This is a genomic window from Mesorhizobium montanum, from assembly GCF_033977145.1.
Classification (GTDB): Bacteria; Pseudomonadota; Alphaproteobacteria; order Rhizobiales; family Rhizobiaceae; genus Mesorhizobium; species Mesorhizobium montanum.
The window spans coordinates 76981-98526 of record NZ_JAVIJF010000008.1 but is presented as its reverse complement, the minus strand read 5'-3'; the positions used below and the strand labels follow the sequence as shown (position 1 = coordinate 98526).

Here is a 21546-nt window from a genome sequence, read left to right as displayed (position 1 = left end):
TCGTATCATCGCTTCCACATCGTCGATCCAAGAACAGCCTGCATATGCTCTGCCAGGTCGAGTTCGCCGCGCGCCTCGATCTCTAAAAGATAGTGAGCCTTGGCCTGGCGATCCGCTTCCTTAACCGCAGGATAGCTGCAGATGGCCAGGAGCGCCCTCTCCTCTCTATGGCTGGCCCTGACGACGTCGCGAATACCGCCGCCCGTTTCATGCAAGGCTTCGCCGAAGGACGAGTATGCCGTCTTGTGCGCGTCAATCAGCGTTCGCAATTTGTTGGACGGTTCTGGGTCTTGGCCCTGCGGCTCTGTGCCGAGTGCAGTTGCCGCAACCGTCGAGGCGACGGCTACGCTGCTGGAGTGGAAGAGCAAGGCGCGGCGGTTGATCCTGGACGTGGCGAACTCTCCATTTGCTTCGAGGGCTATCGAACGGTGACGTAACACCATCAGACCGTAACACGCCGGTTCCCGCATTCCTGTCAGGATGGAGGTTCCATGTCAGCCGGCAGCCACTGCGCTGGGCGATGCGCAGCGCCCGCATCTCGGACGGGGCGCTGCGCCCTGCAAGCCGAGATGGAAGCTTGGACCGGGGCAGGCTTGTGGCGGCCGGGGGGTCTCTATCGAGGCCGTGAAGTCGGTGCATCCGCAATGCGGTAGGGGCGGACAAGCCGGCGCGGCCGCCATCCTACGGCCGGCGCTGGCGATGTCGGCTGCAACGAAGACCGCCCACACAGCCCTGCCCACCGCCGTCGCAAGCCACCGCAAGCTGAGTCGACGAGATTCTGACGTTGAGGATCCACCTGCTCAGCCGCCTGCCGACCAGAGGTCACCGAAGGGACCCGCGTCCCTCCGAGAACTGGGCTTTTCTGTTGAGCGCCTTGCTGCTGTCTCTGACCATTTCCCTTCCCGGCTCCGGCCTCGTCAAGTACCGGCCTAAAGTCGGCGCACGTTGCATTAAGATATGGATCTCGCTCAGAGATCGCCAATGCGGCAATGTGCAGTGAACGTTCACACATTGCGAAATCATTGCCTAACTCGTTGAAAAACAACCGCCAGACCGGAGCACAATGTGTGGGCTTTTATCTTGCCATCTTCAACGGTCGTATTCTGCGAGATTTATTCACTATCGTCGTTACTCCTCTACGCTACGATAATGTACTATTCTATGCTCGATGTCACGACTCCGTATTCTGGCGTCGAGTCCCAATGCGCCGTGCATTCTTCCGCGCTCGGCGACGGTGTTGTTGCGCTGCTCATTTGCAGCACGGGAACCTTCGTGACGCACTTTCCATCGAGCCGACGGAACATCGTCACAGGCAATCCGGCGCGGTCCGGCCGTCTCGCGATCGGCGCGGCCGCAGGCAAGATAACGTGCGTTCCGTCGTTCCTGGTCTGCATCAGTCCTCATCCGCCGGAGCGGATTCCCTTTGTCAGATGGCGCCCGTCAGCGTGCCGACGCCATGCGGTTCAACTTCCGTTGCACCGTCCATCGATGCACTCCCAACAGCCTGCGATCGTTGATACGAGCGCGCCGGGCGGCATCGCTTCGGTTCGCCGCGGAATCGCCGACATAGAACGTTCCGTCGCACCACATGGCGTGCATGATCACCGCCAGCTTGCGCGCCACAGCGACACAGACCTTGCGGTGGCAGGAGCGTTTGGCGATCGCCTGGCCCCAGTTCTTGACCTTGTCGGAGCCCTTGAAGGCGTCATCAGCGCCGACGCCGCCTCGTAGAACGAGCGTCGAAATCAGCGTCGCCGGCTTTCGATAAGCGACCCTGAACGTCGGCCGAGGTGCCCGACTGACATTGCCGCGAGGTCAACCCCAAGTAGGTCGGGACGTGGCGAGAGCAGCGGATGAACGACGGATCGTCGATCGCCATCATGAACGACAGCGCCTTCACCGGGATGGCCATGGATCGTCGGCACGGCTCGCTGCGCGCGACGATCGTTATGACGAGATCGTGCAGTTGGCGATACGATCGCCACAACCCCGCGCGTGACAGCGGCATGGCGTCCGTAGCCCCAAGCGACAGCGGATCGTCAGCCACAGCCTGCGCGAACGCACCGCGACCGACTCTAGCTCAAGCGGATGCCAAACGCCTTCCCCGAATGATGGATTGGCGTTCTCCAAGTCGAGCAAACCTGTCCTTCGAGTTGCACCGGTGGGTCAAGAGAAGCTTCGTGTAGAAGCAGCTCTACGTTTTTGATGTAGGTTTGGCGGAACCGCCTACGCGCATCAAGATGGCAGTGCTAAGCGCATCGAACTTGTCAGTCTTGTATCGCTGCGCCGACATCGGGGGCACGCATGCACCGTCGCGAGGCAGATCGCCTGCATCAACTCCCGATGCAGCCAAGCGACAACGATCCCGGCTGGTGGCCAACAAGGCGGAGCCGTCCAGGATCGCCCGCGCACCCTTCTACCGCGGTCTGGGCTGGGCATTATGCGGCCACACCGGCTTATTCCAACCTACGCCGAGGAGTTGTCCGAGAGCTCGGCAATAGAATCCGTGACCGCGTTCGCATCGAGAGCATAGCTGCGAAACGAGAGCACCGAATCCCCGACTGAGTAGGCCTCCTCATGTTCGACCATCGCGTCGAAGAGCATCACAGAGAGGCTATCTTCCTTGAGATATCGATAGAGGAATTTGGGATCAGGCTGAGTAGCATTCCAAAGGTTCCGCTCAACGACATTCTCCGTGCGGACGTCTAGTCCGGAGCCGTCATCAAACACCGACAACTGTACGGTTCTGACAACCCCCTTTTCAATCATGTTCAACAACTCAGCCCATCTTCTCACAGGGTGTCCGTCGACCCGAAGGCCGGAGAACATGCCATTGCAGGAGACGATACAGGTCACAATCTCGTCCGCAGGACCAACGCTCCATCCCAATCGACGATAGAATTCCGCCTCGATTTTCGGATCCGAGAGCAAACGGATTATCCGATCGAGTTGGCCAGCGCCTGTACGAACGTGTTTGAACGAAGTTCTTAATTCGTGCACGTTGCAGGGCAGCAGTGAATGTTTGCACTCGAACAGAAATAGATATTCCCCAAACCGACAGACTGCATCAATCTCGATGCGTTGACCGTTGAGTACGGTCTCATATTCCGCTCGCACGTGTTCGCAATGGCGCTGCAGGGCATGCGTCAACGCACGAGAAGCGGCTTCTTGTTCAACCGAGTCAGTGAGGCGAATTTTTCCGGTATGAACGAGGTTTCGATACCAGTTGGCCATCCCTGCGATATGCATAGGCACAAGGAGATGGCCGTCCTCTCCTCGGATGATCGGCCGATACTGAAGATCAAACACGCCTGCGCTACCCGGCTTCCAGGATAAAAGGCCTAGCACATCGTCGATTTGTTCGGGTCTCAGACACCAACCCAAAAGCCCTTTCAACACCCCTTCTTTAAACACCGGGATCAACGAGCGATAAGCAATGGCGGGGTCATGGCTCAACAGAGGCTCTAGTTGCCTCGTCGCAAGGCGGGCGACAAACAGGAAGAGTCGATAAACTTTCGCAACGTCGAGAAGCGACAAGCCAGGGCGGAGCTCAAAACGCTCCAACTCTTCCCATGTCACCAGTTCCGTATTTACGATGTCACGCAGGTAGACTATTTCCTCAGCCGTGAAAGCATCATTCGAAAATAAGGCACGCAAAGGCGGCACATCCGGCAGGTGAAATGTATAACGGCTAAAAGGAAAATCGATGAGTTTGACGACACTTTCATGCAGACGATCATAGAACGCATCAGATATATCGAATACCGAGATTACGCCTCCTTTAATAGTCTTTATTCTTTCAAATTGCATCCGGCTACGCGCTTGATTTTCTTGTATATATCCTAATCGTATACTCTTTTCCAATTCGGGCGTTGGTGCTGATACGATAGATTTACCTTTACTCGTGTGAATTTGATAATTGAACGCATCGACAAGGATTTCCGCCTCGCAATACCGGCGGATCTTGCAAGCCTTTACGATTAGCTTGTCAAAAATTCCGCGCGAGATCTTCGATTCGGCCATCTTGTTGAAGTGCTTAGTTTCGATGCCGATTTCGGTGTCCATGCAATGGACGATGTAGGATGCGCCTTCAGCCAGGTCCTCCTTCGAATAGAAGCCGATATCCTCCGTGCTTGCTCCATGGTCGGCCTGGTGACCAGTCATGAATATGGCATCGACCCTGGCTATGACTGATTTTAACGCGGTGTCGGCATTGCGCCTTAGAAACTGCCGAAGAGTCTGGTCCAGGTGATGAATCGGAGTGGCGAGATGGGCTAGCGCCTTCACCGATGCGAGATATGTGCTAACATCCTCAGATAAATGCAACTCCGCGCCTGTCTGCTGAAGAGCGGTCAAAACGTCCAACAGGCTCTTGGCCTTGAAGCCATACTTCGAACTACGAAAGGTCCCCGAGGCTCCCAAAGCCTCTCTCGCGATCGACTGATCGCAATAGAATCCGAGCGCAAGCCAGTTCACCGCCTGTTGCGCCTTGCCGACCGCAATGGCTCGCAAAGCAAGGTCGCCGACCTGGGAGAGTTCCCGCCGCAGCGCCTGACACAATTCGACCTTGTCTAGGAACACCAAGGTCGGTAGCCAGACCTCGGCCGCCAGTAACTTGGGGGAGACCAAACCGAGGCGGTCTTCAAGGCTTCGTTCTTGTGCCATCGAGAAGAATCCCAGACCAAAGGCTCCAGTCCCGCCGATGCCACCTGAATGGTGATGGACCGTCGGGCAATTCCGGTTGATGAGCAGACGCGAGGCGCTCAACCTATGCGTGACCGACCAGCAGAATTAGCAAAGTCTAAACTAGCGCCTTTCTGACAGTCCGGAAGCTCAAGTTTCACCGATCTGGTTAATCCTGATCTGCTATTGGCACCAGACCGGATCTGCTCCTACGTTGCTGAAGCCGTCGACTTTCCAGACCCATTGTCGCCTGACAGCCTCGACCTTGACTTCGATATCATTTCAGGACGAATTCTAGCGGGGGGATTTGGCATGAAGCGACCTTTTATTTCGTTGAGGATCGACCAGCTTGAAACGATGCTGGAAAAGGCCACGGCGAACGGAGACAGTAGGGCCATCAAGGCCATCGCGAGTGAGGCAGCAGTTCGGAGTACCGCTCGGGCGGGAAAGCTACTGGTCCGAGCCAAATCCGCACTCGATGTCAAGCAGGCGGATCTTTTCGAGCAAGCCCCGAAAGCCTCCAAGAAGCAGCCCCGCGTTGTACACACGCGGGCCCCGGTCACGAAAGGGAAGCGCAAACCCACCGGAGAGCAGGAGCAGGCAATCGACGCCTTCCTCTCCGGCGGATCGCTCCGCATCAATGCCTATGCCGGTACGGGGAAGACCTCGACCCTGCAGTTCCTTGCCCACGGAACCCGCAGTCGCGGCCAATACATTGCTTTCAACAAGGCTATTGTCGGGGATGCCCGCGAGAAATTTCCTTCCACGGTGGATTGCTCGACAACTCATAGCTTGGCGCTGAGGTCCCTTCACTCTGATTACAAGAAAACCAAGGACAAGTTTGCCGGAAAGGTCAGCGCAAAGCAGCTCGCAGAGATACTTGAACTCAAGAAGGCATGGCGGGTCGACCGTGACCACTCCCTGCAGCCGGTGTCGCAAGCCTATCTGATCCAGCAGACTGTCAGACGTTTTGCCCAAAGCGGCGACGAGGAAATCTCTGACGAGCATGTACCGCGTCACGGATCGCTGCTTGCGGCGAGCGATGAAACCTTGAACGCGGTGAACGAGTTTGCGCGCAGCAACGCCAAGCATCTCTGGGGGCGCATGTGCGATACAAAGGACGCAATCCCGCTGGGTTTTGACGGATTTCTGAAGCTCTGGGGGCTGTCCAAGCCGCAGATCGCTGCCGACTACATTCTTCTTGATGAGGCACAGGACACCAATCCCGTGGTCCTGGACGTTCTGAAGCGGCAAAACGCTCAACTTGTCTACGTTGGAGATCGCTATCAGCAGATCTACGAATGGCGTGGCGCAATTAATGCGATGGAGGCGATCGAGACCGATGCCGTCGTGAGCTTGACGCAATCGTTTCGGTTTGGTCATGCGATTGCCCACGAGGCATCCCGCATCCTGCAGCGACTCGGCGAAAGCGTACCACTGACCGGCAACCCGGCTTTGTCGAGCAGAGTCGGGACTTGCAAGCCTAACGCCATTCTGGCGAGAACCAACGCGAACGTCATGACTGCGCTGATTGAGTGCATTGATGAAGGTCGCAAACCCCATCTCGTTGGCGACAACAACGACCTTAAGGAGTTGTTATGGGGGGTACGAGACTTGAAGGAAGGGCGTCCAACAGACGTCGCCGACTTTTTCGGGTTCAATAGTTGGGAGTCGGTGGTCGACTTCGCCAAAACCGCAGAGGGCGAGCACCTGACCATGTTCGTCAACCTCGTGCAGAGCAAGGGCGAAAGACGCCTTTTGTGGGCTATCAATCAATCCGTCGGTGAGGATCAGGCCGATATCGTCATCTCGACGACACATAAGGCTAAGGGACGAGAATGGAAGAACGTTCGACTTATGGACGACTTCCTGAAGACCCGTGCAGCAAAGGGGCATAAAGAGGGGGCTGATCGAGAGCGGGAGGACGCGGCGGAACTCAGACTTTTCTACGTCGCGGTCACGCGCGCAAAGGAGGCGATCGAGATTCCTGCTATGGGCGATAGGGCCGAGGCGCAGCGGGCTTCATCGCGGCAGGCCACTCCGGTGTCGGCTAAGACTGTATTCGCCCAACCAGTCGACTGGACGGAGCCGGCCAAGCAAAATCGCCAGCAAGCGCAATCGCAACATACCAATCAAAAGGAGTCCAAACGTGGCTTCTTCTCACGCCTTTTTGGCCGCTAACGCAGACGGCCATCGAACCCGTTCGCTTGCGTCCCCCGTTCGACCGGGACCGTTCCGCTAACCGTTCGCCTTCCTCGATCGGCGGACTGGCAGAGAGTTGCTGGCTTCGACCGGCTCGAAGAGTCTGATGGGGGTCATTTCTGCGTATCGGACGCTGAATGGGCCGAAGTTCCGCATGATCCGGCGCCATTCATCAGAAAGCTCAGAGGGGGTAAAAATTAGACTTGGCTCAAATTTGCCATGTGTGTCTATTCGAAACCCATCTCGGCCATACTCGGCAAGCTTGTACTGGTTGCCTATAAAATGAATGGCTTTGATCTTTTCCGCCAATGCCTCGTTCATGAAAAGAGCAATCATGCAGTCGTCAATGTCAGAAAGGCGGAGGTAAGGACCGAAGCGAAAGCTCCCGCCTCCATACCCAAATTCAGCACGCAAAAAGCGCACATTCTCCATCCCGACTGATGTGAAAGTGCCGACATTCGTACCCTCGTCATGATCGGCACCCCCATCGGCAATATCCTCGTTCAGCGTGTCTGCCGCAGCCGGAATGCGCCCCTCCCACTTGGCGCCCATCATTCCATGCAAGATGCCTGCCGGCATGGCCTCAACATCGGCCACTGATTTTGCACTCGCCCTATCTGCTCGATCCGATGTCCCAAACGTCACCATAAAGAGCCCATCTCGTGGTTCGGCGAGACTCATGCTCACGAAAAACCGGAAGTGGCCGATTTCCTTGCCATTGTACTCGCGGTCCAGTTCCAACAGGACGAGGAACTGATCAAGAGGAGCATTCATCTCTTGCAAAAATTGCATTCGGTTCAGCGATTTCTTAATTTCGCTGAACCCATCAACAATCACACTCTGGATATCGTCGCCCCATCTAGCGAAGAATGTTGCCTGTTCCGCCTCAGACATCGAAATGCCGAGCGACTGAAACCGGATCGCCATTCCATCTGCGCCATCAAGGACTAAGCGAATTCTTTCTCGGTCGAAGATTTCGCAATGGGCCAGTCCGCTTTTTGTGACCTTCTGGATCAAGGCATCCTTTTCGCCAGCGGTAAGATTCACGTTCGTAAAAAAAACAAATGCCTTGATTTCAGGATCGGCTGCGATCGCGCTCGCCAAATCCCCCACGAACTTTTTCTGGGCTTTCTTCTTGTGATCCGTCGAATCGTTGGCTTGATTGACGAACCCGATAGCACCGTAGGCTTTCTGTTCTCCATTTAGGATAGCCTCAATATCTCGGCCGCCATCAGGCCCACCTCGAGGGTGGCGTGGCCGAACATTCGTAAACCGCTTGTCCAAGGCAAGGACGGCAGTGCACATCCGTTCCCTTTGCAACTGGTTTGTGTCCAGGTAGCTTTTCAAGCGTTCATCAGTACCAAACGTCATGACACTATTCTTTGAAAACGAGCAGAGATCGGGCTTGGCGTTGTTCTACTTCTAACACGTCACTCATGAGCGAACGTGATAGACCAGTGTTGGTCAACGCAAATCAGTGGCGAGAATTTCGCTTCGAGCCTATGCCAGTCAGGTAAGCCTGCGGCTGTCAATTCCTGCACACCGTGGTTATGCTAGGGAACGCACTTAGAATGACGAGTACTTTTTCGGACGCATCGCATATCGCGCGAATTGCCGAAGCCCTTTGGGCACGTGAGCCGGTGGGGTCGGCAGCTTTGCTGGTCGGCGCTGGTTTCAGCCGCAACGCCGCTCCGGTGCGGGCCTCAGCCGGCACAATGCCCGGCTGGAACGACATCTATAGAACGATGGTAAACCAGCTTTACCCGGCACCCTCCCGCCACCGTGAATGGCTGTTAGGACTGAGCGGCGCAACCAGCGCCTATCTGCGGGTAGCAGAAGAATTCGAGGCACAATTCGGACGCAACACGCTCGACAAATTGATACTGGCAAATGTCCCCGACCGCCAGTTCGCGCCGGGTAAACTGCACAAGATGCTCGTCCAGCTCCCTTGGGCCGATATAATGACGACCAACTGGGACACGCTGCTTGAACGTGCGGCTGAAAGCGCCGAAGAGCGCGTTTATGACATCTTGCGCACGGTCGAGGAGATACCGGAGGCGCGGGCACCGAGGGTCATCAAGCTGCACGGCAGTTTGCCCTCCCATCGACCATTTGTCTTTACGGAAGAGGATTTTCGGACCTATCCGGCGCGTTTCGCGGCGTTCGTCAATCTCGCGCAGCAACTCGCGATGGAAAACACATTGGTGTTGCTCGGTTTCTCGGGAGACGATCCCAATTTCCTGTTCTGGTCGGGCTGGGTCCGCGATCGGCTCGGACCGAAGGCGCCACTGATCTACCTGGTGGGGGCGCTGGATTTAAGCGCAGCGAAGCGCAAGATGCTTGAAAGCCGCCGCATCCAGCCAATCGATCTGGCAAAGCTCCAGATGTTCGAGAATTGGCCGGAAAGCCGCCGGCTGGAAAATGCCCATCAGTGGTTTCTTGAATCCTTGCGTGCGGTTGAGCCGTACCGTGCACAACGCTGGCCGCGGCCGGCTGCAGGTTTCATACCCCCGCTGGTGCATGTGACTTCGGTTCCCGATCCCAGATCGCCAATGCCAGAGCCCCAGTTGGGTAACAGCATCACGCCCGCCCAAACGGTTCGCGAACTGGTGGTGCAGTGGCGGCAGAACCGAGCGGTTTACCCCGGCTGGGTTGTGCCGCCCTTTGATACGAGCCAATTGCTCTGGCGACGTCTAATCATGCGGATCCACGATATCATTCCCGGCCTGCGTGAGCTTGGCGAGGATGAGCGGCTCGATGCATTGTTCGAGCTCAACTGGCAACAAGAGGTCGCGCTCGTGCCTCTGGTGTTGACTGTCGACGATGTCATTGCCGAACTTCTAGACACTTTGATTGGTCGATACGAACAATTGCCACCCGAGCAGGCAAGGCAATTCCGTGCTCTTGCGCTTGCGATCCTGCGCCATGCACGCGAGGACAACGACGCCGTGCTTTACAAGCGCTGGTCGGATTGGCTGGCGCCCAGACTTGCGGAGGATACGGAAGGGCTAGAACGCCTGACTTATGACAACTGCCTGCGCCTCCGCGCGGATTTCGATATCGACGGACTTGAGGCCGCGCTCAACAAGTGGAATGTCCAGGGGGACAGCTTCTGGCTGCTGCGCAAGGCGGCTTTGCTCGCAGATCTTGGGCGCGACGAGGAAGCATCGCAATTATCGGTGCAGGCGCTCAACGCGATCCGTGAGCAAACTCAGCGGGGCGCAAAGGACATCGCCTCATGGTCACGTGAAAGTTTCGCCCTTTTGTTCCGCAGTTCCGTCCTTTTCGGTGCGCTCGGCGATTGGCGTGAGAACGGACCGGTGCGTGATCGGTTCGATATGCGCCAGGAGGAACTGCAAGCGCGCGGCTGCCCGGGTCGCAGCGACTTCTTCGACTTGCAAGAGAGACTTGCTCAGCCGGCGCCGCCGCTCAAGCAGGAGCGCGAAAGCACACGGCGATTTGATCTCGGCTCGATATACAGAACCTTCAACCTTGGACCACTCGATCCGCGCGTTGAGCGGCTTCTAGCCTATCAGGCCCTCCGGTTCCAGGAAGAGGGTGGCCTTCCGCTTCGGATCGGACATGCAGCGGTCGCCCGGCAACTCGTGTTCGACGCCGCGCGCTGGCTGATGGATGTGGCACCAACGAGGGCGATCGACGCCTTCCTTCGGGCCTCACCTGGATCCGCTAACAGGGATTTCGATAAGCTTTTTTCTCGGGCGACGATCGCCAGGATCAATGCAGGAGAAGCGAACCGTTTAATCGATCGCGTTTTCCGCCTCATCGCTGCGGCAAAGGAGCGGATCGATGCGGGCAACACGGAGCCCCGCTTTTGGATGGACCGCCTCAAGTCCGCGCTCGATATCGCTTCGCGCGTGGTCCTGCGCACGCCTCATCGCGCGCCAAAGCTTCTGGAAATCGGGCTGGCCCTACATGCCGATCCGCGATTTCGGCGTAATATCGATCTAGGCGGTCAGCTGCACCAGCTTGTGAGCCGATGCTTCGAGGCTGCGGAGATCTCCGAGCACGATGCGATGCTGCTCGCAATCTTCGAACATCCGATCACCAAAAATGCCGGCGATTTCGCCCACGGCGTTCGCGATCCGGAGGAAAATCTGCCAGGCGACGTCAAGATCGAGAAACCCGATCCGAGGTGGCGGAAGGTCGTCTCAGATACAACTGCGGCCTTGCGTCAGGCCGATACGCGGCTGGCGGCCGCATCGCGAATGGTATGGCTGTTCAATGCCAAGCTGCTAAACAAGAAAGACTTGCAGGTATTTGGCGCTGCGTTGTGGGATCCAAATCATGTTGAGGACGGCCTGCCTAGCGGAACTGCCTTCTACGCCGGGGCCTTCCTTTCATTGCCAAAACCGGCCCGCGCCGATCCGCAACGAGGACTGTGCGCCAAGTTTCTTACCGATGCTCAGCTTACGGATGCAGATTTCGACAGCGGAGCGTTGGCAAACCTGCTCGGCGAAAAACAGTTTCTGCTTGACGAGGCTCAACTCGTTGCGTTGATCGAGCGTCTGCACGTCTATGTTGCAAGTCACGCTGCCGCGCCGGCGATGCCAAACCTGTTCAGCGGCAATGGCCGAAATTTGGCACAAGAATGCGCGCGGATCGTAATAAACCTTGCGATTCGTGCACGATCGAGTCCCATGGCCACCGACAAATTAAGAGCGCTAGCGAGGCTCAATCGATATCCACTTCGCATCGAACCTGCCTACCCCTTGCTCCTAGACCTCGGCGTTGTGACTGTGACTGCGGCGACGAAGGGGCTTCGGACGTTGATAGCAAGTCGCGATGAAACCGACGTCCTGATTCTCGGGAGCTTGCTTGATCAGATTTACCGGTCAAAAGCCTGTGTGCCTGCCTTCGAAGTAGTGGTTTGGCGCGAGATCGCACAGGTAGTAGCTGTGCGAACGCCTTCGTCCTTGACGTTGGCCCTTCGGTTTTTGGCATCTTCGATGCGCAAGGACCCCGCGCGAATACCTGCTGAAATTGACGACGCATTGAGCACCGGCCTCAGACTGATCCTCGATGAAACCGAAATGACTAGCCCGGTAGAGCATCTGCACTCCGATCCGTTCCTCGCGAGATACTTCAGCGCCGCGCTAGTCAGCGCGATGGACCACAACAACCGTGGCGACCCTGCCATGCGCGCAGCCTGGGCGGAAGCGATTGAGAGCGACCCGCTACCCGATACGCGCCGCGGCCGTCGATCAGCATCGTAGGTGTCGGACAGGACTAGGTCTCAGACAACATTTCGAATGGCTTCAAGCACCCAGCTAGGTTGGAGAGCCCATTCGACGCCTTTCGTTGAGAAGCTTACTGTTGGCCGTCGCCCATGGGAAAAGACCGCTCGCCCCCAAGCGAGTACGTCAATCAACTTTGTCCGCAACGGAATCTGTAATCTCGTTGTCCATGGGCGGCGCGGATCGTATCGCGGGCCGGTGAAAATTTCGAGAGAATAGGATAGATTCACATGTACCTCTGAAAGGCTCGAACCAGGGCATTTGACCGCATCGCCGCAGCCCTGAAGGAACCGCGCACATCTTGACTGCCTGAACCCTTCAGATACCTTCTACGTGCCTTGAGATAAGCGGCCCTAGGCGCGCCTTTGACTAAGCCGCGTGATAACCGACGATGGGGGAGCCCTTACGTCGTAGAGAACGAGCAGCACGGCTGCCCCCACGACACTCCCACACGTCAACTGGCTCGCCACCCTCCGATAGGTGTTGCGGCCCCTATAGATCATATGGAGAGATCGATGCAGGCGAGCGATGGATACTGGTGGGCAAGCCACTTACACGAGGACCGCAAGCCGGAGATTATCGACGTGCACGGTTTGGCAGCGTCACGCATGACCGATGACTGGCCCTACCATGTCGGCGAATTCGAGCTGCTTCGGCATATCGATACCAGCGCCTGGCCGCAGAAGGGAAAACTGACGGAGCAGGAACTACTCGACGAAAACTACGCGGTCGATCCATCCGCTGTCCGCGCAGGCTATTGGTGGGTCATCCACTATGAGGATCTCCTGCCGCTCATTGTCTTGGTCGGAAAGGATGCCGTCTATCGAATTGATGGCGAAGACGGCCTCAACGACTTCGAATTTCTTATGCCGATCGACACAGATGGCTGGCCCAAGGAAATAGGTCATGGATGAAAACAAGGCAGAGAAAAAGCCAAAGGTCGTCTATGGCGTCGGCGTCACGCCGTACGGCATGTATTTGATGGCTCAAAACTACCGGGCCACCGCTGACGCCCTTGAGAACATCCTCGTTCTGCCCCGAACATCGAACCATCCCCGGCGCTTTCTTTACTACCAGGCGATCGAGCATTTCCTCCGGACCTTCCTGCGTTTGAACAGTCAAGAACTGGAGAAAATCCAAGGGTTTGGGCATAGGTGGGGTGACATGCTGGACTCCTGTAACAGCTACGGCCTTGTGATCCCCGCCAATGTTGAAAAATACATCCGACTATGTGCGCTCAACAACGCCTTGGTCGGCATTCGATATGAATATGAACTCGACCTGGATCCGGGAACTGGCAAGAAGGCCACGCGCTCGACCCTGCCGCTTGAAAAGACCATCTACGCGCTGGAGCTCGCCGTGGGTGAAGCAATCGAGCGAACCGGCCGAGAGGTGTTCAAGAGACCTGATCCGCCCTGGCTTGATCAGCCTAGTGGCCACAGCTAATGGCACCTTCCGACAAACACCTTCGATGTTGCTAGCGACTCCGTTAGTCCCGGTCCGAATCCACGTCTGCCAAGCGGATTAGATGCCCTCTGGAGTTAGCCGCTCGCCGGAGCCCAATCTCACAGGCTTCCGAAGTGGTATTTATTCTCGCCATCGCTCAAAATTGCGATATACGACAAATGGGCGAGGCGGATTTGACCCCATGCCAGGAGCGAATACTTGAGTGATCAAAACGAAACTATGACGGCCGATTTGGTTGGGCTGACGGCAGACATTGTCTCTGCCTATGTCAGCCAAAACCCCCTGCCCGTCGCTGGGTTGCCAGACCTTATCGCATCGATCCATTCGTCGCTTACAGGCCTTGGTCAGCCGAATGTTCCCAAGCAGTCTCAGCAGGAACCCGCCGTCAATCCGAAAAGATCGGTAACGCCGGACTACATCATCTGCCTGGAAGACGGGAAGAAATTCAAATCGCTCAAACGTCATCTTGCGGTTCACTACGAGCTCACCCCGAACGAATATCGCGAAAAGTGGGGATTGAAGCCGGATTACCCGATGGTTGCGCCGAACTACGCGGCCCAAAGATCCACGCTCGCCAAGGCGGCGGGGCTCGGACGCAAACCGCAACCTACCCCGACACGAAAGGCACCTGCTAAACGAAAGCCTAGGGTTGAGTGAATGCTGGCTGTCGGTGCGTCAAACCTCGGGCGCGCCGTCAGGGGCAGCTAGCGAATCGGGACCGTGCGTCAAGCGACCCTAATTCCGACGATCTTCGGCGACGTTTACGCTCTTGCCGATCGGCGCCGATAGCAGAAGAGTGCTTCTTCGATAGTGGGTCTCGCGATGTAGCGGTCTCCTGACTCGAACCCCTGATAGACGACCAACCGATGCCTAGATGGGTCATCTAAACCATGAGCTGCCGAGGTCCCTGTGGCTCTCCAACACTCGCTCAAAAGTTCAAGCTGAACGTCGCGGTCAATGCCGCTCGCCTTTGAGGCAGATTCCCTCTTTCCAAGGCAGCATCGTGCAGAGCGCTGCTTTCTTCCCGCTTGGCGGCGTCGATTGCTTGATGCGTCGCATATGGACCAAGCCAAGAGCGAATTGTTGCGTCCTTAGTGATCATATTGCCCAAGGCGCTGAACATCGTGTTGCTGATGGCTTGTTGCTGCGCACGGAGGTGATCTTCAAGCAGCTTGTGTCGCGAAATGTACCCGGCATTCACGCCGGGAATGGCGTGGTTCATCAGCAGACGTGCGTCGAACTCGGAGATGCCCGCAGGGTTCGCTAGCGTTCTAAACGTCTGGCGTAGGTCATTGCCCCACTTAGCGAGGACGACCCGATCTTCCTTCTGTTCGGCCAGATGGCCGCTGTCACTGTCCGCCGTGAAGAGCCAGTTCTTGGCTTCAGAGGGATAGAAATGACAGGCAAAGCGGATCGCGCGCACAAGGCAGAGGATCATCTGGCGTGACAGTGGAATGTCGAAGGCACGATCCGCGCCCCCCTTGGGCCGCGGGATGTGCAGTACGCGGCGGCGGAGATCGAGATGCTGGGGCTTCGCCTCCATCAGCGCCGTTGGGCGGCACCCTGACAGCAGTGAGAACAGGTGGAATTCGCGCCGGATCGGGTTCTGCAGTGCAGCGACTTGGTGGAACCAATGGGGCAGATCGTCGAGCCCCATCGCTGTGTTACGCCGTTTTTCCGAATTCCAATCTACGACGCTTGCAGGGTTATCGGGTGGAAGGTAGCGATGGGCCTTGCGCGCGTGATTGTAGACCGCGCGCAGGGTCCGCATGCTGCCATTGGCGATGTAAGGGCCGTGCTCCTTGGTGATCTCGTCATGCCTGGTGATGACTTTGGCCGGGTCCTCGGCGAGGTCTTGTAGGGGCGTATCTCGCCAATCCTTGAAGAGTCGTTCAACGTGGTCGCGATAGCCCTCGATCGTACCGTCGCTTCGGCCCTTCCGGATCAGGTGTGCATCGCGATAACGCTCCCATGCTCGGCTCAAGGTGACACCTTTGGGTGCTGCATCCGTCTGTTGATCCAACTGTACCGTCGGATTGTCCCGAGACACACTCGCACTGCCTGGTTGCTCGGTCGGCACGTCAGGTTTCGGATCCGGGTGTTCCCCCTTGGAAATCTGCGCGAGGTATGTCTTTGCTGTTGCGCGAGCCTCGCGCGTAGACATCGTCTCCGCGTCGCCGATCCGTACTGAGATCGATGCAACGCGCTTGCCATCCTTCCGCAGGTCTCCTTGAACGGCGAATGTCTTGCTTCGCCTGCCGACGATGACGTGGAACCCTTTAAGCTGGGTGTCACGGGCGCGATACTGTCCCGAACTAGGCGCCTTAAGGTCGCTGACCGCCCTGTCGTTGATGAGGATACGGATGTCGGCCATGGCGCGGTTCCTGCAAGTCTAGTGGATACCGGACAGAATATTCAGCCGGTTTTTCAGCCGGTTTTAGACTCGCATGGGATGATGCGCCGTGTCCACGCCAAACTTCGCGGTTCCGCGCAAATAACTGAAATTAAAGATGCATTTACAACTATGGAGAACAATTGGATATTTTAGGCGAACCACAAAAGTAAACTACGAATCTGGGGGTCAGGAGTTCGAATCTCTTCGGGCGCGCCATTTTTTCAGACGTTAGCCGGACCTCACCGTTTCAAATGGCCCCGCGGAACGAGATGATCGCCTGCCGTATTGTTCGGAACGCGGTCCGAGGTCTTAGGACGGCGGAGCTTTAAATCTGCATCTCTTTTTCCCACCAGCCGCGGGTGTTCACATTAGCGGCGCCAGCAAGAGCTTCCAGGTCCGCGATCTCGTCGCCGGTGAGCGTGATGCTGCCGGCCCGGACTAGACCGTCGATATAATGGGGCTTGGTGACGCCGACGATCGGCGTCGCGCCCTTGGCGATGGCCCAAGCCGTCGCGACATCGGGCACTGCGGCATCCTGTGTCTGGCCGATCGAGGCGAGCTTGTCGGTCAGCGCCTTCAGCTGAGGCAGCATGGCATTGTAAGTTTTTGCCCGGCTGCTGCCTTCCGGCAGCGGGTTCTCCGGATTGTACTTGCCGGTCAAGGCGCCCTGTTCGAGCACCATATAGGCGAAGAACGGGATGCCTTGGTTGCGGCAGTAGTCCAGGATGCCAGCATCCTCAGAGCTGCGGTAGAGGAGGCTATAGTGGTTCTGGATGGCTTCGACCCGGAACCCGGCTTCCCCGAGGATCTGGTTGGCGAGCTCGATTTCGCTCAGGTTGTGATTCGAGACGCCCACATGTTTGACCTTCCCGCTCTTCAGCAACGGGATCAGGTGCGGGGTCCAGCGTGCTACATCTGCTGGGTTGTGAATCCAGTAGAGGTCGATGTAGTCGGTGCCGAGGCGTGCCAGGCTCTGCTCCACCATGTCCGCCATCGGGTCGTCGCCAGTTCCCGCGGCCTGTGGGGTGAACTTCGTGGAGAGCTGGTAGTCGCTGCGGGCGTAGCCCTTCAGTACATCCCCGAGTACGGCCTCGGAACGGCCCATGCCATATACCGCGGCGGTATCCCACAGGGTGAAGCCGGCCGCATGCGCCTTGTCCGCGACCCCTTCCAGGTCAGCCCGGGTCAGGCGGCTGCCGAAGTAGCCGTCGCCAGCCTCGCCGCTGTCGCCCCAGGCCCAGGTCCCCAGTGCGACCGTGGGGATATTCAGATTATCGATTGTCATGTTCGCGCTCCATACTTGTTTTGCGGCCAGGTTTGCTGTGACCCAGGCGCTGCTGACACTATGATGCGCGGCGACGCCGAACCGTTAGCCCGATGCACCGGGACTATTGCCCAATCCTCCAGAAGTCGCGTTTCGCATTGCCGCCCTTCCGGGCGCGTGCGATGGTCCGTTTCATGGAAATACTGACCGAAATCGCGGCCGTGATTGCCCGGCACGTCTCGAAGGATGGCTTCCACGCCACCCCCATCGAACGCGTGACGCTTGTTCGATCCTCCACGGTGACGATGCCGATGCCGAATGTTTACCGGCCGCAACTGTGCCTCGTCGCGCAGGGGCAAAAGGAGGTCACGCTGGGCGACCGCGTGTTCAGATACGCACCGGGGCGCTATGGGGTCGTGACCTACGACCTGCCGGTTACAGGCCATGTGGTCGAGGCGACGCCTGACAAGCCCTATCTCTGTCTGTACCTCGATTTCGATCCGGTCATGCTGGGGGACTTGGCGTTGCGCGTGCCGTCGCCGCCGGGAGCGCCATCCCCGCCCATAGGCAAGACGGTGTCCGACGCCGGCGCCGGTCTGCTCGACGCGGCGCTGCGCCTGCTGCGCCTGCTCGACGATCCGGCAGCGCTGCCCGTGCTCGGGCCGCTTGCCGAGCAGGAAATTCTCTACCGCCTGCTCGCCGGTCCGGACGGCGCCAGGATGCGTCACATCACCTCCAGCCAGGGTCGGGTGGCCCAGGTCGGCCGCGCCATCGCGTGGATCGGCAAGAACTTCCGGGAGCGGTTCAGCATCGAGCGGCTTGCCGCGGACGTGGGCATGAGTCCGTCGAGCCTGCACGAGCATTTTCGCGCCGTGACGGCGATGACGCCGCTGCAATTCCAAAAGCAGCTCAGGTTGCAGGATGCGCGCAGCCTGATGCTGGTCCAGGACATCGACGCCACGACTGCCGCCTTCCACGTGGGTTACGAAAGCCCGTCTCAGTTCACTCGCGAATATCGCCGCCACTTTGGAGAACCGCCGGCCCGCGACATAGCCCGCTTGCGCGCTTCGCCGGGCTTGGCGGTGGTAGCTTGAGTTCAGCTACGACGTCGGCGCATTGACGTTTGGTCCAAATATATCCAGATTCCCGTCAGGATGCCGGTCGATGTAGTCCAGCGCCCGCTGCATCCGGGCATGGTAGTTCTGAAGCGCCGCTTTCATCGTTCCCTGCTCTGTGGCCGCATCAGTTAGCCGCCCGAGGCCACGATGTTCTCGACCGATCTTGCGGTTCGGCAACGATCGAACGGAAACACGCCAAAAAACCAATTGCGAAATAAAACCAGTCGATCTAACTTACAACCGATTGCATAACGCAATCGGGTACGCATTGTACCATTCGAAGGAACGGGTATGGCCAAGCTCGTGTTCGGAATGAACCAGTCGCTGGACGGCTATGTCGATCATATGGCATTTGGGCCGAGCCCCACGCTCTTCCGACACTTCATCGAGGATGTGCGGCGGAAGGCGGGTAGTGTTTACGGCCGCCGCATGTATGAGACCATGCGTTACTGGGACGACGATCATCCTGAATGGGATGCCGGGCAACAGGCCTTCGCTGCGGCGTGGCGGAACCAGCCGAAATGGGTCGTCTCGCGCTCGTTGACGTCGGTCGGCCCCAACGCCACGCTTGCCGGGGATGATATCGAGGGCGCGATGCGTGAGTTAAAGGCCGAGCGCGACGGCGAGATCGCCGTTGCCGGCCCTGACCTTGCGCGAAGCCTCACCGAGCTTGGATTGATCGATGAGTATCGGATCTACCTCCGGTCGTGCTGGGTCACGGCAAGCCCTATTTCGCCGGACCCCGGCCGCCGCTCCGCCTTTTGACCAACGATCGGATCGACGAGGATGTGATCAGGCTGACCTACGCTCCTGCCTGAACTTGCGATTCGCCGGCTGGAAATCGCCTGAAGTCTGGTCCTTGGGCTGGGCCCACGGCGACGAGAACGGCGTGCCTTGTGCGGTCGCGGCAAGCGGTGCTCTACGCCGCCATTGCATCCTTGCCGAGCAGCCGGCTCCAGAGCCGCGGCAACGTCGCGGCCCTGGCCGCTCAGCCCCTGGAAGCGCCGGCCTTCCCGTTCGCGCCGTCGAGCAGCGCGATCAGCCCCTTGAGGATCTCGATCGGCGCCGGCGGGCAGCCTGCAATGTGCAGGTCGACGGGCACCACGTCCGACACGCCGCCGACAACCGCGTAGCTGCCGGCGAAGCAGCCGCCGTCCTTGGCGCAGTCGCCGAGCGCGACCACCCATTTCGGGTTGGGCGTCGCATCCCAGGTCCGTTTCAGCGCCTCGCGCATGTTCTTGGTGACCGGTCCGGTGACCAAAAGCACGTCGGCATGGCGCGGCGAGGCGACGAAACGGAAGCCGAAGCGCTCGATGTCGTAAAAGGCGTTGTTGAGAGCGTGCATTTCGAGCTCGCAGCCATTGCAGGAGCCGGCATCGACGGCGCGGATCGACAGGCTTCTGCCCAGCCGCCTGTGGGCAACGCCGTCGAGTGCGCGCGCCAGTTCGTCGACCGCAGCATTGCTGACTTGCGGCGGGCGCTCGGTCAAAGGCGGGCGGATCAGGCTTTCGAAGAGGAGCTTACGCATGACGGCATGCCTGTTGTTTGACCATGATCTTCTCCGAAAAACCGGCTTTCACTTTTCGCTGACGCGGACCTTCGGTTCGGGATCATGGTCCTAGAGGTCATGGCCGGAGTAAGAGCAGTTGAACGATTTGTTGCAGAGCGGGAAGTCGGCGACGATGTTGCCCTCGATCGCCGCTTCCAGCAGCGGCCACTGGAACCATGAGGGGTCGCGCAGATGGCAGCGCTCGATGGCGCCGTCTTCGCCTATGCGCAGCCAGACCAGTATGTCGCCGCGAAAACCCTCGACCAGCGCCATCCCCTCGCGCGGTCCATCCGCAATATTGCCCGCTGTGGCGAAGTCGATGCCGATCGGCCCGGCGGGCAGGCGCGCCAATATCTGCTCGACCAGCGACAGGCTCTGCTCGACCTCGCGCACGCGGATCCAGACGCGCGCGTTGACGTCGCCCTCCTGCAGCACCGGCACATCGAAGGCGAGCTGGTCGTAAGGCGCGTAGCCTGGGCTGCGCCGCGCATCGAAATCGCGGCCCGACGCCCGCCCGACATAGCCGCCGGCGGCATATTGCCGGGCAAGCTCGACCTTGAGCCGGCCGGTCGCCACGGTGCGGTCCTGCAGCGAGGCCGTGTTGTCGTAGAGTTCCACCAGATGCGGGAAGCGCTGCCCGATCTCGACGACCAGCGATCGGATGGCGCTGATGCCAGCCTCGTTCAGATCGCTTGCCGTGCCGCCGGGCAGGATGCGGTCGCGCATAAGGCGATGGCCGAAGGCCGCGTCGGCGGCGCGCAGCACGCGTTCGCGCAGCACGCCGCAATGGGCGTGCATGATCGCGAAGGCGGCGTCGTTGCAGATGGCGCCGATATCGCCGAGATGACTGGCAAGGCGCTCCAGCTCAGCCATCAGCGCCCGCAGCCATATCGCGCGCGGTGGTGGCGTGATCCCGAGCGCCGCCTCCACCGCGCGGGCAAAGGCCAGCGAATAGGCAACCGTGCTGTCGCCGCAGGTCCGGCCCGCCAGCCGCGCCGCGCGATCGATGGTCGCGCCGGCCATGAGGCCCTCAATGCCTTTGTGCACATAGCCCAGCCGCTCTTCCAGCCGCACCACCGTTTCGCCGCCGGCCGTGAAGCGGAAATGCCCCGGCTCGATGATCCCGGCATGCACCGGCCCAACCGCGATCTGGTGGAGGCCTTCGCCCTCGGCCGCCAGGAACCGGTAGGGAGAGGCGGCCGCCGGCCCGCCCGGTTGCGCCGCCAGCGGATGCGAGATGCCCCATTGGCCATGGTCGAGCCAGCGGCGGGTGTCGGGAAGGCCCTGCGGAGCCAGCCCGAAAAGATCCGCCGCAGCGCGTTCCAGCCGCAAGGCGGGCGGGTGGCGATGGCTCACCGACGGGTAGCGGCCGCTGCGGCAGTCCAGGCTGATCACCCCGACGTTCAGCGCTTCGTCGAGAAGCGCCATGTGCACCTTGTCCGGCTCGCCCCACAGGCCGAGCAGGCTCCAGCGGCCGCCGGCGAGCTGCTCGACGGCAAGGTTCCAGACCTTCGGGGCGACCACGGCGCGCCGCCAGGGCGCGTGATGCTCGATCCGGCGATCGGCATTGATGAGATCGGCGAGCGCGGGCGTTCTTCTCCTGATCATCCGCC

Annotated in this window: 15 protein-coding genes and 1 pseudogene; 8 read left to right on the top strand and 8 right to left on the bottom strand. The window is 59.0% G+C overall.

Features of this window, described 5'->3' with window-relative positions:
* Positions 1-5: 5 nt before the first annotated feature.
* A complete protein-coding gene (locus tag RFM68_RS12830; RefSeq protein WP_320233342.1) occupies positions 6-443 on the bottom strand; it encodes a hypothetical protein in 438 nt (145 codons plus the stop codon).
* Positions 444-1161: 718 nt separating this feature from the next.
* On the opposite strand from RFM68_RS12830, the gene RFM68_RS12825 reads away from it, so the two are divergent.
* Positions 1162-1731 (top strand): hypothetical protein, encoded by a 570-nt coding sequence (locus tag RFM68_RS12825; RefSeq protein WP_320233341.1) that lies wholly within the window; start codon positions 1162-1164, stop codon positions 1729-1731.
* Here the strand turns inward: RFM68_RS12825 and RFM68_RS12820 are convergent.
* Positions 1709-2047 carry a transposase gene (locus RFM68_RS12820; RefSeq protein WP_320233340.1) on the bottom strand — a complete coding sequence of 113 codons (339 nt, stop codon included), beginning with the start codon at positions 2045-2047 and terminating at the stop codon, positions 1709-1711. The two genes, RFM68_RS12825 and RFM68_RS12820, sit on opposite strands and share 23 nt — an antisense overlap.
* A gap of 419 nt (positions 2048-2466) precedes the next feature.
* Entirely contained in the window at positions 2467-4767 is a 2301-nt protein-coding gene (locus RFM68_RS12815; protein ID WP_320233339.1) for a hypothetical protein, read from the bottom strand.
* 228 nt (positions 4768-4995) lie between these two features.
* Here RFM68_RS12815 and RFM68_RS12810 point away from each other — a divergent pair, with 228 nt between their 5' ends.
* Positions 4996-6864, top strand: coding sequence for a UvrD-helicase domain-containing protein (locus RFM68_RS12810; protein WP_320233338.1), 1869 nt, complete (start codon positions 4996-4998; stop codon positions 6862-6864).
* Between the two features lie 57 nt (positions 6865-6921).
* On the opposite strand, the gene RFM68_RS12805 is transcribed toward RFM68_RS12810, so the two are convergent.
* Positions 6922-8256: a hypothetical protein gene (locus RFM68_RS12805; protein WP_320233337.1), complete on the bottom strand. Its 1335-nt coding sequence runs from the start codon at positions 8254-8256 to the stop codon at positions 6922-6924.
* Between the two features lie 200 nt (positions 8257-8456).
* Here RFM68_RS12805 and RFM68_RS12800 point away from each other — a divergent pair, with 200 nt between their 5' ends.
* From RFM68_RS12800 to RFM68_RS12785, 4 genes are all read left to right on the top strand, one after another.
* Entirely contained in the window at positions 8457-12119 is a 3663-nt protein-coding gene (locus RFM68_RS12800; RefSeq protein ID WP_320233336.1) for an SIR2 family NAD-dependent protein deacylase, read from the top strand.
* Between the two features lie 536 nt (positions 12120-12655).
* A complete protein-coding gene (locus tag RFM68_RS12795) occupies positions 12656-13054 on the top strand; it encodes a hypothetical protein (RefSeq protein ID WP_320233335.1) in 399 nt (132 codons plus the stop codon).
* Positions 13047-13586 (top strand): hypothetical protein, encoded by a 540-nt coding sequence (locus RFM68_RS12790; protein WP_320233334.1) that lies wholly within the window; start codon positions 13047-13049, stop codon positions 13584-13586. The genes RFM68_RS12795 and RFM68_RS12790 overlap by 8 nt, the downstream gene beginning before the upstream one ends.
* A 240-nt stretch (positions 13587-13826) precedes the next feature.
* Positions 13827-14264 (top strand): Ros/MucR family transcriptional regulator, encoded by a 438-nt coding sequence (locus tag RFM68_RS12785; RefSeq protein ID WP_430694855.1) that lies wholly within the window; start codon positions 13827-13829, stop codon positions 14262-14264.
* Positions 14265-14535: 271 nt separating this feature from the next.
* On the opposite strand, the gene RFM68_RS12780 is transcribed toward RFM68_RS12785, so the two are convergent.
* A complete protein-coding gene (locus tag RFM68_RS12780) occupies positions 14536-15981 on the bottom strand; it encodes a tyrosine-type recombinase/integrase (protein ID WP_320233332.1) in 1446 nt (481 codons plus the stop codon).
* Between the two features lie 346 nt (positions 15982-16327).
* The gene (locus tag RFM68_RS12775) at positions 16328-17287 is read right to left on the bottom strand and encodes an aldo/keto reductase (RefSeq protein ID WP_320233331.1); all 960 of its coding nucleotides are present in this window, start codon (positions 17285-17287) and stop codon (positions 16328-16330) included.
* 161 nt (positions 17288-17448) lie between these two features.
* On the opposite strand from RFM68_RS12775, the gene RFM68_RS12770 reads away from it, so the two are divergent.
* On the top strand, positions 17449-18360 hold the full coding sequence (locus RFM68_RS12770; RefSeq protein WP_430694851.1) for an AraC family transcriptional regulator: 912 nt from the start codon (positions 17449-17451) through the stop codon (positions 18358-18360).
* A 315-nt stretch (positions 18361-18675) separates the two neighbouring features.
* A pseudogene (locus RFM68_RS12765) lies at positions 18676-19202 on the top strand (dihydrofolate reductase family protein).
* A 170-nt stretch (positions 19203-19372) separates the two neighbouring features.
* Here the strand turns inward: RFM68_RS12765 and RFM68_RS12760 are convergent.
* Together RFM68_RS12760 and RFM68_RS12755 are read right to left on the bottom strand one after the other, a co-directional pair.
* Positions 19373-19912: an NADH-quinone oxidoreductase subunit B family protein gene (locus RFM68_RS12760; RefSeq protein WP_320233330.1), complete on the bottom strand. Its 540-nt coding sequence runs from the start codon at positions 19910-19912 to the stop codon at positions 19373-19375.
* A gap of 90 nt (positions 19913-20002) precedes the next feature.
* Entirely contained in the window at positions 20003-21541 is a 1539-nt protein-coding gene (locus RFM68_RS12755; RefSeq protein ID WP_320233329.1) for a hydrogenase large subunit, read from the bottom strand.
* Between the last annotated feature and the right edge of the window lie 5 nt (positions 21542-21546).